This is a genomic window from Clostridium vitabionis (assembly GCF_015351765.1).
Taxonomy (GTDB): domain Bacteria; phylum Bacillota; class Clostridia; order Lachnospirales; family Lachnospiraceae; genus Clostridium_R; species Clostridium_R vitabionis.
The window spans coordinates 26,471-41,012 of record NZ_JADKQA010000001.1 but is presented as its reverse complement, the minus strand read 5'-3'; the positions used below and the strand labels follow the sequence as shown (position 1 = coordinate 41,012).

General features: G+C 60.3%; 8 protein-coding genes. 1 reads left to right on the top strand and 7 read right to left on the bottom strand.

Going from position 1 to position 14,542, the window contains the following annotated elements; genetic code table 11:
• Positions 1-41: 41 nt before the first annotated feature.
• From rlmD to glpK, 6 genes are all read right to left on the bottom strand, one after another.
• A complete protein-coding gene (rlmD, locus tag ISF27_RS00200; RefSeq protein ID WP_407926031.1) occupies positions 42-1,220 on the bottom strand; it encodes a 23S rRNA (uracil(1939)-C(5))-methyltransferase RlmD in 1,179 nt (392 codons plus the stop codon).
• A gap of 25 nt (positions 1,221-1,245) precedes the next feature.
• Positions 1,246-2,514 (bottom strand): D-alanyl-D-alanine carboxypeptidase family protein, encoded by a 1,269-nt coding sequence (locus tag ISF27_RS13170; protein WP_235985969.1) that lies wholly within the window; start codon positions 2,512-2,514, stop codon positions 1,246-1,248.
• A 433-nt stretch (positions 2,515-2,947) separates the two neighbouring features.
• Positions 2,948-3,313 carry a DUF1667 domain-containing protein gene (locus tag ISF27_RS00195; RefSeq protein WP_194608021.1) on the bottom strand — a complete coding sequence of 122 codons (366 nt, stop codon included), beginning with the start codon at positions 3,311-3,313 and terminating at the stop codon, positions 2,948-2,950.
• A gap of 5 nt (positions 3,314-3,318) precedes the next feature.
• Positions 3,319-4,584, bottom strand: a complete 1,266-nt coding sequence (locus ISF27_RS00190; protein ID WP_194608019.1) for an NAD(P)/FAD-dependent oxidoreductase — start codon at positions 4,582-4,584, stop codon at positions 3,319-3,321.
• Positions 4,584-6,038 carry an NAD(P)/FAD-dependent oxidoreductase gene (locus ISF27_RS00185; RefSeq protein ID WP_194608017.1) on the bottom strand — a complete coding sequence of 485 codons (1,455 nt, stop codon included), beginning with the start codon at positions 6,036-6,038 and terminating at the stop codon, positions 4,584-4,586. The genes ISF27_RS00190 and ISF27_RS00185 overlap by 1 nt, the downstream gene beginning before the upstream one ends.
• A gap of 295 nt (positions 6,039-6,333) precedes the next feature.
• On the bottom strand, positions 6,334-7,845 hold the full coding sequence (glpK, locus tag ISF27_RS00180) for a glycerol kinase GlpK (RefSeq protein ID WP_194608015.1): 1,512 nt from the start codon (positions 7,843-7,845) through the stop codon (positions 6,334-6,336).
• A 363-nt stretch (positions 7,846-8,208) separates the two neighbouring features.
• Between glpK and ISF27_RS00175 the strand changes: the two genes are divergently transcribed.
• Positions 8,209-9,543, top strand: a complete 1,335-nt coding sequence (locus ISF27_RS00175) for a Glu/Leu/Phe/Val dehydrogenase dimerization domain-containing protein (protein ID WP_194608013.1) — start codon at positions 8,209-8,211, stop codon at positions 9,541-9,543.
• Here ISF27_RS00175 and ISF27_RS00170 read toward each other — a convergent pair.
• A complete protein-coding gene (locus ISF27_RS00170) occupies positions 9,540-14,450 on the bottom strand; it encodes a nicotinate-nicotinamide nucleotide adenylyltransferase (protein WP_194608011.1) in 4,911 nt (1,636 codons plus the stop codon). The genes ISF27_RS00175 and ISF27_RS00170 overlap by 4 nt on opposite strands.
• Positions 14,451-14,542: the final 92 nt, after the last annotated feature.

Below are 14,542 nucleotides of genomic sequence, written 5' to 3'. Positions count from 1 at the left end.
GGAGAAATTCCCCGCTCCTTTTCTGTCCGCTCCCGCGGAAATCATCCGCGCCCCTTCCCATTTTCCTGTCTCCGGAGAAGCACGGCATTCTCGATCTCATCCGTCTCCGGGAACATATCTACCGGCTGGCAGCTCTCCGCCCGGTAGCCAAGCTTCCCGAGCACCCGGAGATCCCTCGCGAGGGATTCCGGCCCGCAGGAGATGTACACGATCCGGGAAGGCGCTATCCGTGCCGCCGAGCGGAGAAATTCCTCCGTGCTCCCGGTTCTCGGCGGATCCAGGAAGACCACATCCGCGCGGGCACCCTGGGCGGCCATCTGGTTCATGAACACCCCGGCGTCATTCTGGTAAAACCGGATATTCCGGATCCCGTTTCTCCTGGCATTCCGGACCGCGTCCCGGACTGCATCCGAGTTGAGCTCCACGCCGATCACCTGCCCCGCGTTCCGGCTTGCGAGCAGCCCGATTGTGCCGATGCCGCAGTAGGCGTCAACTGCCGTCTCGCCCTTGCCGAGCCCGGCAAGCCGCATCGCCTCGCCGTACAGATATTCGGTCTGCACCGGATTGATCTGGTAGAAGGATCTGGAGGAAATCTCAAAGCGCATCCCGCAGAGGACATCCTCGATGCTTCCCCTGCCCCAGAGCACGTGCTCCCGCTCGCCGAGCACCATGCTGGTCATCTTTCCATTGATGTTCTGGATAACCGTGGTGATCTCCGGGTGCTTTTCCCGGAGCGCCCGCACGAAATTGTTCTTCGACGGAAAGACCGGCCCCGCCGTGACAAGGACAACCATGATCTCCCCCGTCGCGCGGGCGGTCCGGATGAGGACATGGCGCAGCAGCCCGTACCCGGTGTCTTCATCGTAGACCGGGATGCGGAAAGACCGGAGCATCCCGCGGATCGTCTGGATAATCTCGTCCGCCTTCTCGTTCTCGATCATGCACCAGGTCACCGGGACGATGCGGTGCGTCCCTTCCTGGTAAATCCCGCAGACAACCTGCCTTCTCCGGTCTTTCCCGAACACGGCGTGCGTCTTGTTCCGGTAATGAAACGGATCCTCCATGCCGTGGATCGGCTTAACCTCGCAGATGCCGCGAAGGAGCTCCCGCATCCGCGCTTCCTTCTTCGCGAGCTGGCTGGCATAGGGCAAGTCCAGATACTGGCAGCCGCCGCACTTTTTGAACACCGGACAGAGCCCGGTGTGATGTTTTCTCTCCATTTCCATAACTCCCCCGCTCTCCGGCTCAGCCCAGGAACTCCTGGTAAATGGCCACGTGATCGTAGATGCACCGCCAGCTGCTGGTCGCCCCCGCCGTAACGCAGATGTAGTGCCCGCCGTCATTTCCTTCATTATAACTCGCCGCGCAGTTCCCGGATTGGACGACAAAGCCGGTTTTTGCCGCCACGACGGTTCCCTTGGCATCCTTGTCCTCGATCCGGCGGAGAAACCAGTTGGAGAGGGTGATCCCCTCCGGGTGCTCCGCGGTCGGCCCCGTCGTGTAGGTGTGGGCGGAGAGAACCTCGCGCGCGAGGTCATTTTCCAGGGCAGCCTTGAGGATCATCGCCATATCCGTCACCGTGCAGTGGTTGTCTTCATTGTATATGCCGATGCAGCTGGTAAAATGCGCCGTCCCGGAAAGCCCGAGTTCCGCCGCCTTCTCATTCATCAGAACGACAAAGGCGTCCTGCGAGCCGGCGAGCGCGGCGGCAAGCCCCAGGGAGGCGTCCGCGCCGGACGGCAGGATCGTCCCGTACATCAGGTCGCGGATAGTCACGGTATCCCCAACCTGGAAACCCGCCGTGCTGCAGTCATTCCGGTAGACGTAGTCGCTGATTTCCTGCGTGATCGTAAAGGTATCGTCCAGGCTCCGCACATGCTCGGCGGCGACAAGGATCGTCATGATTTTGGTCATTGATGCCGGGCTGATCACCGCGTCGGCGCTCTTTGCCCCGACAACCTTCCCGGTATCCAGATTGACCAGCACAGCGTACGGGCTGGCCACCGCCGTGTCCGCGACCGGCTGGGCGCCGGAGGCATCCGGCTGATAGCCGCGGAAAAATCCGACGTCCGATGCGCTTTCCGATGGCTGCCTCACGTTTCCGTCCACGCTGCCATCCGCCGAAGTGCTCCCTGGTCCGCCATCCGTGCCCGACAATGCGCCTCCGGATCCGCTTTCTGTGTCTGCTGCATCGCTTTCCACAATGCCCGCCGAGAACTCCTCCCCGGATGCGCCGGCGGCTGCGGAAGTCTCCATCATCGCGGCGGCGGCATTTCTCCGGCCGCCGGCCGTGACCATATTCATCAGGAAAAGAAACACAGCGGCGGCCGCCGCGGCCATCACCGCCAGCGTGAGCATACCGCGGAGGCGCTGCTGCCTCCGCCGTGCCCTGCGCCGCCTGCGGCGGTCTCTCTCCCGCCGGGCAATACGGCTTTTCCGGGCTGCCCTGCCGCGCCCCGCGCTGCCGGCGGATTCCCCGCCCGGGCGGTCATTCCTGTTTATTTTTTCTTCCATGGATAACCTCAAGCCTGCCCGCAGGCAGGCAATCGCTCCGATTTTTCCGGATTCCTGTCATAAAATCGTAACTGTTCAGAACGCGCATGTGCTGAACAGTTAACACTATATCCGCTTTTTCCCTATCCGTCAAACGCTGCCCGGGGAAACGAAGGGCAAGGTTTAGTCGCTGTTCAACCCCCACATCTCGTGAAGCAAAGCTTCGCCCGATGTGGGGGTCCGAGCGCCTGCTACGCTTGGCTGCATGCTGGAGGATAACCCGCAGAACGCAAAGTGCGTGCGGCCTTCCGGGACAAGTCCGGCGGGAGGCCGCACGCGCTTCTCTATCCGCTCTCCGGCGCCGGGAATCGCCAAACGAAACACCTGCGCGCAGAAACCGAAAATGACTGCCGTGTCAAAGGTCCGGCATGAGCCGCGAAATGGCGCATAAGCGTCACGCGGTCTTCGGAACGTTCTTTGTGGCGATGATGTTCACCCCGGTGCCGGCGGCATTTTCCAGGATCACATCGCCCATCCGGACCGGAGCGGCAACATGCACGCCCTTCAGCGCATCCATCACCTCGAAAATCTTCTCCTTCGGCACATCCTGCGCAGTCTTCACGGAAACCTGCGGGATGCGGCCGTCGTCCACCCGGACGGTGGAGGTCACGATCCTCGTCGGATGCGTCACTTCCTTACGGGCGTAGATATCCCCGCGCTTGCAGGTGTTCCCGGTCACGCTGTGGATATCCTCACCGTCATAATCTACAGTCACCTGGCAGCCCATCGGGCAGCCGATGCAGGTAATCGTCCTCTTCATTGCCCTCACGCCTCCTCGAGACAAATCGTAATCTTCTTCATGTCCGGCCTCGCGAGCAGATCCTTCTTCTGCAGGATCACCTGCTCCATCTCTCCCGGCGCCACAATCTGCTTTTTCCTGTGCTGGACCCGTTCACCGTCAAAATACACGCTGATGAAATGATCCTTGTAGACGTTGCGCACACGGAACCTGACGGTCAGGATGTCCGTCATGACCTCCGGGCGGATCGTCTCCGGAACTGTATAGCCGATCCCCTCGCCGGGAACCAGCTCCACCGGAGCCCCGTTTTCCGTCTTTGTCTCGCCGCGGACATAGGCGGCCGCGTTCTTTCCGGCGGTTGTGGCCTCCTCCGATACATAGTCTACCAGGTCGTGGACGTGAAGGACGTTGCCGCAGGCAAAGATGCCGTCCACATTGGTCTCCAGGGATTCATTGACCACCGGCCCCTTGTGGCGCGGGCTGAGCTCCACGCCGGCGCTCAGGGAGAGCTCGTTCTCCGGAATCAGGCCGCAGGAGAGAAGCAGGGTATCGCAGGTGTAATGCTCCTCGGTTCCCGGAATCGGCTTTCCGTGTCCGTCAACGGCGGCGATGGTAACCCCCTTCACCCTCTCCTTGCCCTCGATATCCACAACCGTGTGGGACAGCTTCAGCGGGATGCCGAAATCATCCAGACACTGGACAATATTTCTCTTTAAGCCGCCGGAGTAGGGCATAAGCTCGGCGACAACCTTCACCTTCGCGCCCTCGAAGGTCATCCGGCGCGCCATGATGAGACCGATATCGCCGGAACCAAGGATGACTACCTCACGCCCGGGCATATACCCCTCGATGTTGACCAGCCGCTGCGCGGTTCCCGCGGTGTAGATGCCGGCCGGCCGGTAGCCCGGGATATTCAGGGCGCCCCTCGGCCGCTCCCGGCATCCCATGGCCAGGATGACCGCCTTCGCCTGCACCTGGAACATGCCGTCCCTGCGGTTCATGGCGGTGACCACCTTATCCCGGCTGATGGAGAGCACCATGGTGTCGAGGCGGTACTCGATGCCCAGCCCTTTAACCTCGTCGATGAAGCGGCCGGCGTACTCCGGGCCGGTCAGCTCCTCCTTGAAGGTGTGGAGGCCGAAGCCGTTGTGAATGCACTGGTTCAGGATGCCGCCCAGCTCATTGTCCCTCTCGAGGATCAGGATGCTGTCCTCGCCGTTCTTCTTCGCCGCGGCTGCCGCGGCAAGTCCGGCGGGGCCGCCGCCGATAATGACAATCTGATAATTTTCCATCACTGCGCTCCTCCCTCAAGGGTATCCTTGATATCGCCGACAATCAGCTTCGACCCGCCGCCGGTCTTCGTGACATTGTACATGGAAACGCCCGGAACCTCCCTGGCGAGAATCTCCATGACCCTCGGCGAGCAGAATCCTGCCTGGCAGCGGCCCATTCCGGCCCTCGTCCTGCGCTTCACGCCATCGAGGGACTTCGCGCCGAGCGGGCGGTGGATCGCGTCAAGGATCTCGCCCTCGGAGATCGTCTCACAGCGGCAGATGATCCTGCCGTATGCCGGATTCTTCCGGATCAGCGCGTTTCTCTCCTCCATCGTAAGCTTCGCCGGATTGATCACGCCTTTTCTCGTCCCGATCCAGCGATCCTTCTTCGCAAAGTGGAAAATGCCTTCCACAATGTCCGCAGCCATCTTTCCGATTGCCGGGCTGGAGGTCAGCCCGGGGGACTCGATTCCCGCCACATCGACAAATCCCGGGCAGTCCTCAAGCTCTTTGATGACAAATTCATGGTGATCCTCATGGGCGCGGAGGCCGGCAAAGGAGGTGATCACCGAGCGGAGAGGTACGTTCTTCACGGTGAGGGCGCTCTTTTCCGCAACCTCATCAAGGCCCTCGCGGGTCGTGTTGTTGCCCTCCCGGTTCTCGATATCGGTGGCCGTCGGGCCAACCAGAAGGTTGCCGTGGATGGTTCGGGACACCAGGATGCCCTTGCCCATCTTCGTCGGCAGCATGAAGATCGTGTGGTTCACGTGCTTCCCGGCACTCTTATCAAGCAGGTAGTACTCGCCCTTTCTCGGGGTAATGTGGATTTTCTCCGCACTCATCATGTTGTGGAATTTATCCGCGTAGACGCCGGCGGCATTGACCACGCAGCGTGAGAACACCGTGCCGTTATTCGTGATGATCTCGAAGGCATCCTCTTTCCGGTGGATCTCGTAAACCTCCGTATTAAAGCGGAACTCCACGCCGTTCACATTAGCGTTCTCCGCCATCGCGATATTCAGGGTAAACGGACAGATAATTCCGGCCGTGGGCGCAAAAAGCGCCGCCACAGCGGTATCGGAAATGTTGGGCTCCATCCGGACCAGCTCATCGCGCTCGATGATCCGGAGATCCGGGACGCCGTTTTTCCTGCCTTTCTCCAGGAGCCTGTCGAGGCCTCCGCGCTCATTCTCGTCCGTGCAGACCACAAGGGAGCCGCAGCGGTCAAACGGGATATCCAGATCCTCGGCCAGCTGGCCCATCATCCGGTTCCCCTCCACGTTCAGCTTCGCCATGAGAGAGCCCGGCTCGCAGTCATATCCGGCATGGACAATGGCGCTGTTCGCCTTCGATGTCCCGTCACAGACATCCTCGCACTTTTCCAGCACACAGATATTGGCGTTGTACCGGGAAAGCTCTCTCGCCACCGCGCTTCCGCTGACGCCGGCGCCGATAATTACCACATCATACATGATCCCTACTCCTCCTGTCCTTCTGGCGGATGCCGCTTCGCTTCGCTCGCGTTCGCTAAGTACTCTGCGCTGGCAAAGCTGCTAAGCTCGAACTGCGCTTACGCTTGTTCTTGCTAAGCATCTTTGCGTGGCTCGTACTAAGCTCACGCTTCGCTTCGCTCGCGTTCGCTAAGTACTCTGCGCAAAAAAAGTATGCACATAAAGCCGCGTCTCCACGGCCCACATGCATACTCTTCGTCTCCTGCATCCCTATGAAATTCTGCTATTTATGTGATACCGCAAGTATGCGGAAAGATCAAGCCTTTTCTTCCGGTTTTGCCCATCCGCGTGTGACCGCGACCGCCTGCCGCCAGCCGCGGAGCTGTTTTTCCCGCTCATCCTGGTTCATCCTGGGCATGAACTCCCGGTCGATCGACCAGTTCTTCAGAATATCGTCCCTGCCCTCCCAGTAGCTGACCGCAAGCCCGGCGAAATAGGAGGCGCCCATGGCTGTCGTCTCCACGCAGGACGGCCGACGGATCGGCGCATTGCTGATATCCGCCTGGAACTGCATCAGGAAGTCATTCCGGCAGGCGCCGCCGTCCACCTTGAGGGACGAGAGCGGATAGCCGGAATCCTTCTCCATAGCCTCGAGAACGTCATTCGACTGGAAAGCCAGCGACTCCAGCGTCGCGCGAATGATGTGGTACTTGTTGACGCCGCGGGTGAGCCCGGTGATCACACCTCTCGCGTACGGATCCCAGTAGGGCGCGCCGAGGCCGGTAAATGCCGGAACCACATAGCAGCCGTTGGTGTCCTTCACGCGGGTTGCGTAATACTCAGAATCCGGGGAGGAATCCACCACACGGAGTTCATCCCGGAGCCACTGGATCGCGGCGCCGGCAACATAGACGGAACCTTCAAGAGCATACACCACCTTATTGTCCAGTCCCCAGGCGATGGTGGTGACCAGACCGTTATTGGAGAGCACCGGCTTCTCCCCGATGTTCATCAGGAGGAAGGCCCCGGTGCCGTAGGTGTTCTTTGCCTCGCCGGGATTAAAGCAGGTCTGGCCGAACAGGGCGCACTGCTGGTCGCCGCCGGCGCCCGCGATTTTGACTGGTCCGCCAAAAAATTCCGGGTCTGTCTCGCCGTATACCCAGCTTGACGGCTTAGCCTCCGGGAGAAGGCTCATCGGGATATCCAGAATCCGGCAGAGCTCCTCATCCCACTGGAGCGTGTGGATATTAAAGAGGAGCGTTCTCGATGCGTTCGAGTAATCGGTGACGTGCACTCTCCCTTTCGTCAGCTTGTAGATCAGCCAGGAATCCACGGTGCCGAAGGCCAGCTCGCCCTTCTCCGCCCTCTCGCGCACGCCGGGCACATTGTCGAGAATCCAGCGGATCTTGGTTCCGGAAAAATAAGGATCGATCACAAGCCCTGTCTTTTTCCGGAAAATATCCACGACTTCCGGGTAATCCGCCTTGAGCCTTTCCGTAAAATCCGAGGTCCGGCGGCACTGCCAGACGATCGCGTTGCTGACCGGCTGCCCGGTCTTCCGATCCCAGACAATGGTCGTCTCCCGCTGGTTTGTGATGCCGATTGCGGCGACCTGCCGATACGTGATCCCCGCCTTCCGCAGGGCTTCCCTGGCGACGATCAGCTGGGTCTGCCAGATCTCGTTGGCGTCATGCTCGACCCACCCGGGGTGCGGGAAGAACTGCTGGAATTCCTTCTGCGCCACCGAGACCATCTCCCCGCGGTGATTGAAAAGAATGCAGCGGTTGCTGGTTGTGCCCGCATCCAGGGCCATGATATACGTTTCCATAGTGCGTCTCCTTCTCGTGGTTTTCTTGTCACTGCGCGCCAATCTTCACAGCGCGCGTAAAAAAAGAGAGCGGCAGACAGACACCCTTCCGGATGTTCGCGCGCCGACTCTCTGTTCTCTGTCGTATTGCTGATATTTTTCATTTTTACTGTCTCGAATTTAGCACATTTTCCCAACAGATACAACAGTCAGAATAATATTTTCCCGAAGGATTCCCCCCTGTCATTTTCCAGGAAAATCTGCTATCTTAATACTTAATTCCTGTTCAGCACATCGCGCAAAGCTCCGCGGAATGCGGCGTCCTGAACAGACCCCGATTTTATCGGAAATCGGCAGGTCAGAAACGACCGGAAGGAGACCCTTATGTCCTGTACTGATGAAGTTTTCCGCAGAATACGCGAACGCACCACAAAGGAGCCGCAGTATCTGGCTTCTGTGAAGGAATTTCTTCTTTCGCTCCGCCCGCTGGTGGACTACGCGCCGGAGCAGCAGCGCGACGCGGAGATTCTGGAAAATATCCTCTGTCCCATGAAGGAGATCTCCTTCAATGTCTACTGGACCGACGAGAAGGACCGGTCGAGGATCACCCCCGCCTGGCGCGTCGAGTATACGGACATCCTGGGTCCCTGCAAGGGCGGAATCCGCATGCGGGAGAAGGTCTCCCTGGACTCGGTGAAATCCACCGGCCTGGACACACTGCTCCGCTGCACACTGACCGGCCAGCACTTCGGCGGCGCGAAGGGCGGCGTCTCCTTCGCCCCTGAGCAGCACACCGCCCGGGAAATCCATTCCTTTCTCCGAAGCTTTGTCCGTGAGCTCTATCGGCACATCGATCCGCTGGACGATATCCTGACCCCGGACGTCGGCATGGAAGGCGATATCGTCGAGATCCTTGTGGACGAATACCGGAATTACACCAATCTTGACACCGCCCCCCTGGTAGGCCGCCTCCCGGAAAACGGGGGTTCCCCCTTGAAGCGCGAGGGGGTAGGCTATGGCGCCGTCCTTCTCCTCACCGCCTTTCTCCGCGACCGCGGGCTTGACCTCAGGAAAATGACCGCCGTCGTCTCCGGTGCCGGCAGTGTCGGCATCGCCGCCATGGAGAAGCTCCAGTCGCTCGGCGCCACGGTGACCGCCTGCTCCGACACGATGGGGTGGGTCTACGACCCAAACGGGATGGACACGGAGAAGCTCAAGCGCGTAAAATTTGCCCGGCACACAGACCTCCAGGCGTACGCCGCCATGCGGGAGGGCGCGGAATATCACCCCGGGCGCGGAGTCTGGAGCATTCCCGCGGATATCGGCATCCCCTGCGCGATCGCCCGGGAAATCAACCTGGATGATGCCGTGCGGATCGCCCAGGGCGGAATCCGCTACCTCTGCGAGGGCGCTTTCTCGCCATTTACCCGGCAGGCCAACCGATACCTGAAGAGCCAGGGCATCGCGATCCTCCCCTGCCGCGCCTCCAGCGCCGGCGGCATCGCCGTGACCGGCATCGAGGCGGACGCCATCGCGGAGGGTCGGCACCTTAGCCGGGCAGAATACGAGGCGGAGCTCCGGCGGATCAGCGACCATGTCTGGGACCAGCTCCGTGACACTGCGGAAAAATACAATCTCGGCGCCGACTACCAGGCCGCCGCGGACATCGCCGCCTACCTGCGGCTCAGGAAGGCCTACCAGAGGAGAATCCTCCGCTAGCCCTCCGGCGCGGCGATCTTCCGGATCCGATAAAGCTGCTCGAGGTCATTGTCCAGGTACATGCTCGCCCGAAGGTTCGGGTCATAGTTCACAGCGCTCCCCCGGTCCGGGCAGAGCGGCGCAATAACCGCCTCGGCGAGACGCCCGAGTGTCAGGTTCCTCCCGAAGCGGGTCAGATAATTCTCCTCCAGGGCGAGAAGGATGTCCCGGGAATTCTCGATGCAGCACCGGGAAAATTCATAGACCGCATTACCGTCCGCGCCCTCAAGGTGCGGCGAGGTGTACGGCAGGATCATGTTCACCGACGGCGAAAGCCCCGAGATCTTCTGCTCATTCCGCCTGACGGTGTCCCCGCCGATAAAGGGATAGAGCGTGGACTCCGCGACAAACTGGCGGAGGTTCGGGATCATGTAGACGCTGTCCACATCCACGCCGCGCACGGCCATGATGCTGTGCCCGTGCCCGGAAATCACCCCGGTGATGACTTTCTTCACCTCCACATGCTCCCTCCGGAGAATCGGGTCGAGCGCCATGAACCGGTCTCCCTCATGCAGGATGTCGTCCACAAGGATGACCGGCCGCTCAAAGGAATGGATCATGCGGATCTGCGTCTCCAGCGGCGTATAGTTGGGGAATGCCTCGATTTTCCACTGGTTGATCCCGGGATCATAGACCTTATCTGTGTGCAATGTCTTCGTGACCGTGTTGGGAATTACCTTGTCCCTCAGGATCTTGCCGAAAGGCACGCACATATACGGCCCCAGTGTCCGCGGGGTGACCGCGTGATTCGGCACACCGTTGAGGTGCGTGATCTTCTCCACAAGCCGCGGATAGATCGTCGCCGAGGAGACGGAGAGGACAAGCTGTCCCGGATAGAGGCGGGTCATCGTCTCCTGGAGGCGCCTGTGCGCCCTCTCGATGGTCCGGCGCACCTGCGGGCTCGAGGCCAGCGGCTCCTTGATGGTTGTCTCCAGGTTTTTCAGGATCACCAGGGGCTCATGCATGTCCACCATCCACACCGGAACCTCATCTTCATACCCGGTGGCCTCCTGATAGCCCTGCCGGCGCAGCGCCGACACCGCAGTGTCCGGGATCGGCCCGAAGGAAGGATAGCAGATGCTGTAGCTGCATCCCGCCCTGAACGACCTGGCAATCGCCTCGGCGAGCAGGAACTGGTCGGGATCACCCATCATCGAATCCGGCTCCGTGAACAGGCCGGTGATCAGGAGGACCTTGCCGGACGTGCGGTGGCGGACAAGATCCGCAATCTGGACATTTCCCAGCGCGTCAAACACCGTATCCGGCTCGAGGCAGCGGTAAAACACCGCGCCGACGATCTTATTGTCCCGGAGCATATTGCGGAGGATCAGCACATCATCCCCGCTCTCCGCCATCTGCCGGATCATCCCGATCCTCTGCTCGTAGTTCTCAAACAGGGTGTGGCAGAGCTCTTCCTGTACCTCAGCCGACCGGATATCCGCGTCCTCGAAGGCGACCACCATCCCGCTCGCCAGCGGCTTATACTCCGGCTCGCGGAGGTAAAGGCTGTTGTTATAGATATATTCCTGGGCCGCCGGGTCGATCAGGTTACTGATATCACGGTTCATATCGATATTTTCCCTGATCATCGTCGAGCTGATCTCCTCGAGGCGAACCGGGAGCTCCAGTTCCTCGACATTTCCCTGGATCGCGTGCAGCATCCCCCGGTTGTACCGGGAATCCGCGTCCTTCGGCCCGACGCGCCGGAACGCGATGTGGTTCATGCTGTGGATCGAGTAGGGCACCGGCTCCTTCTTGTAGGAGGATGCGTGGGCGATCACGTCGCTGCCCGCGACCATGTAGACCTCCCGCCCCGGGAACAGCTCCCGGAGGCGGCGGAGATCCTTCGGCATGGCGATATTGACCGGGATATCGTCCGGGAAAATGTTTACGTGCAGCTCGTCCGCGATGCTCATGCTGACGATCTGCCGGCGGATGAGGTGCGGCTGTGTCTTCTTGGACCAGCTGAACTCATCCACCGCGAGATAGACCTCAAATCCCCGGTTCCGGATCTCCGTGACGATCTCCTTGTGGGACAGCGTGAAGGGGTCGAAGGTGCCTGGGAAAAAGGCGACCTTCTCCCGCTCGGGGATCGCGATCGGACCGTGATCGATCTGCCAGTTCTTGATGAACCGGCTGATCGCGGAGATCGCGCAGGCCCGGTAAAACAGCGAGGACTCGTCGCTCATCGCCTCGTTCAGGAGAAACAGGTATTTCTTGGCGCCGAGAATGCACAGGGCAAATTTTTCCTCCTCCGGGAACCGCTTCGAGGCAAAGAGCTGCCCCGTCACCATCATCGCCTCCTGTCGGACCGACGGACGGTAGCTCGCGAATCCGCGGAGAATGGCGCCGAGGAAGACGATCCTCCCCTTCCGGTACTCCGCGTCCGAGATCCGGAACCGCTCCCGGTACTCCGGCCAGTGCATCAGCATGACGCCGGCGGTGTCCATCGCGCCTGCCACGATCCGCTCATCCGCATTGGCCAGGAGGCTCCGGATATAGTGAACCACCTCGCGGAGCTGCCCGAGCGGCAGCCACAGGGCAACCTGCCCCAGATATTCCGGGATGTAGGCGGAATAATTGGTTCCGGTGATCTCCAGGCCGCGCATCAGCTCGACAACCACCTCGTTCCGCTCGTCCTGGCGGAGCATGCGGATGACCTCAAGGAGGGCGTCGCCGGCGCTCCAGCGGACCAGCACGTGGTCACTGACCTTCAGCAGATTGGCCAGGTGGGAGGCGATGTGCAGGCTGTGCTTCGTGCTCCCGTGGCGCATCTGGTTCTTCAGGAGCTTGATGTTGACCTCCTTCACGATCCACGGTGTCGCATTTTTCAGATCATCCAGGAAAATATCGGCAACCACGTCATTTCCATAGAGCCGCTCTTCCTCCTCCGCAACGTCGAGGCCGAGGCAGCCCCGGATCCGGAAGCGGAGGTAGAGCAGGGTCACATTTCCCGACACATCCACCGATTCCACCGCCCTGCGGATCTCATCCGCGGCGTCATTGTCCGGCTTAAACTGCACAAGAACCTTCGCCGCCCGCCAGGCGGAAACCTGGGTCTCGCGTCTTTCGGAGACCGCCTTCACAGCAAGAAAATGCCCGGCGCGCCGGAGCTGTTCCGGCGTAAGCACGCCGAGCGGCAGCTCCTGGAAGGAATTCATGAGATAGAACGCATCCAGGTCGTCCGTCCCCTCCGGATCCTGAAACCGCTCCAGGAAGGTTCCGATAAAATCCCCGATATCGAGCGGGTCCGCGTACGCCATGAGCGCGCCAACCAGGGATTTCAGGCGGTTGCCGATGCGGATCTTCTGCACAGAATTCAGGCGGAGATCCGGGTCGAGCGTCTTCTCCAGATACACGCGCCAGAGGGCATTGACCTCATTTCTCGCCTTGTCCGGCATCCCCTGGGGATACTGCTTCCGGTAGCCGAAATGGAACTGCGCGATCACCTTGCCGATCAGGCGGGACGCGGTGAGGCGGATGTCCCCCTCACGGTGCATCATCAGCTCATAGAGGAACTGCAGCGCCTGCCGCTTCTGGCTGTCGCTGATGTAGATAATGTACTGCTCAAAAATCGAGAGGTAGGCGCGGAGATTTTTCCAGTTTTTCTCGCTTCTTGCCGCCTCAAGGAAATTGCCGAACTGGCGGCCCATGGACAGCCGCCGCATGACGCCGATGTCGTGCTCAACCCCCATGAGCACCAGGGATTCCACCGTATCCTGCCCGTCCCGGAGGGTCAGCTTCGGCATTTCCTGCGGGAAAATGGTGCTGCCGTTCAGCGCTGTGTCAACGCCCTTCCTGCGCATAAAATCCTCAAAATTCGTCAACGTGGCATAGACGCCCTTGTAGCGGCGGAGCTTCTTCGCGTCCACGTTGTACATCTTGTTCCGGATGACGTCGAAAGCCGCGCCCAGGCTCGAAATCACGGTCACCGGCTGGTGGTCCGGCGTCCTGCTCTGCTTCACCCGGAAATCCGAGTAGATCAGGATCAGGGACTCCACCGACAGGTTCTCCGGCTCCAGATCCCAGGTGGAATGATTCGCGGCGATATGGCCGATCGCCTCGAGCCGGTGCGCCCGGAACCACTGGTCGGTGTAAAAATAGTGCAGGAACGGAACCTTCTCGTTGGGCTTGCAGCCGAACTTGCCAAGATCATGCCCGGCCGCTGCCCCGGAGACCATCGCGAGATCCACGGGAACGCCCGCCTGGTAAAGCCCCCTCGCCACGTGCATCGCGACATGGTGGACACCGGCGATATGTTCCAGTGTATGGAACGAAGTCACCTCAAGATTGAGCCGCATCATCTCGTAGATGTACTCCGCGCGGAAATAGCGCAGAAATGCCCGATATTCCTCTGCCGCCTCAAATTTCCCGATCTCATCACCGCGGAGAAAGTCAAAATCCCAGAAGGGCTCATGCGCGACCGCCTTCTTCTCATAGTCGAAGAAAAACTGCAGCACCTCGAGGAAAAGGATCACCGGGGCGCGGCGCCTGTCGTCCTCCTCCTCCGCTGCCTTGTCCGGATAGAGAATCCGGCAGGCAAAATGGTAGGAAAATGCCAGCCAGCCCTCCTCCGGCTCCTCCTCATAAAATCCGGCTGTCCGGACAATCTCAAAAATTTCCGTGCAGGTAAATCTTCCCGCCATCCCGGCACCCCGGGGAATGTTCACATATGCCGGGAGCTGGCAGTTCGGCCCACAGGGAATCCCATGGTCAAGAAGGACGCGCGCCATGGCCGCCTTCCAGCTCTCCCGCCCGGTGACCTCCCGCACCATCGCCGCGGTCATCCCGGATTTCTGCAGAAAGCTTCTCCCCAGAAGGCGTGCGCGCAGCGCCCCTTCCATCCCCGTATCATAAGCCGTTTCCATATCAGCACCTCGCCCGCGTTGAACAGCCTGGTGAAACCATAACTAAAAGTCAACTAAGTACATTATATTATAATACAATCGCGGCGTTCCGA

What these genes read in the sequence shown, in the direction of transcription:
- rlmD (WP_407926031.1), bottom strand. Translation starts at nt 1,220, where the DNA reads ATGGAGAGAAAACATCACACCGGGCTCTGTCCGGTGTTCAAAAAGTGC.
- ISF27_RS13170 (WP_235985969.1), bottom strand. Translation starts at nt 2,514, where the DNA reads ATGGAAGAAAAAATAAACAGGAATGACCGCCCGGGCGGGGAATCCGCC.
- ISF27_RS00195 (WP_194608021.1), bottom strand. Translation starts at nt 3,313, where the DNA reads ATGAAGAGGACGATTACCTGCATCGGCTGCCCGATGGGCTGCCAGGTG.
- ISF27_RS00190 (WP_194608019.1), bottom strand. Translation starts at nt 4,584, where the DNA reads ATGGAAAATTATCAGATTGTCATTATCGGCGGCGGCCCCGCCGGACTT.
- ISF27_RS00185 (WP_194608017.1), bottom strand. Translation starts at nt 6,038, where the DNA reads ATGTATGATGTGGTAATTATCGGCGCCGGCGTCAGCGGAAGCGCGGTG.
- glpK (WP_194608015.1), bottom strand. Translation starts at nt 7,845, where the DNA reads ATGGAAACGTATATCATGGCCCTGGATGCGGGCACAACCAGCAACCGC.
- ISF27_RS00175 (WP_194608013.1), top strand. Translation starts at nt 8,209, where the DNA reads ATGTCCTGTACTGATGAAGTTTTCCGCAGAATACGCGAACGCACCACA.
- ISF27_RS00170 (WP_194608011.1), bottom strand. Translation starts at nt 14,450, where the DNA reads ATGGAAACGGCTTATGATACGGGGATGGAAGGGGCGCTGCGCGCACGC.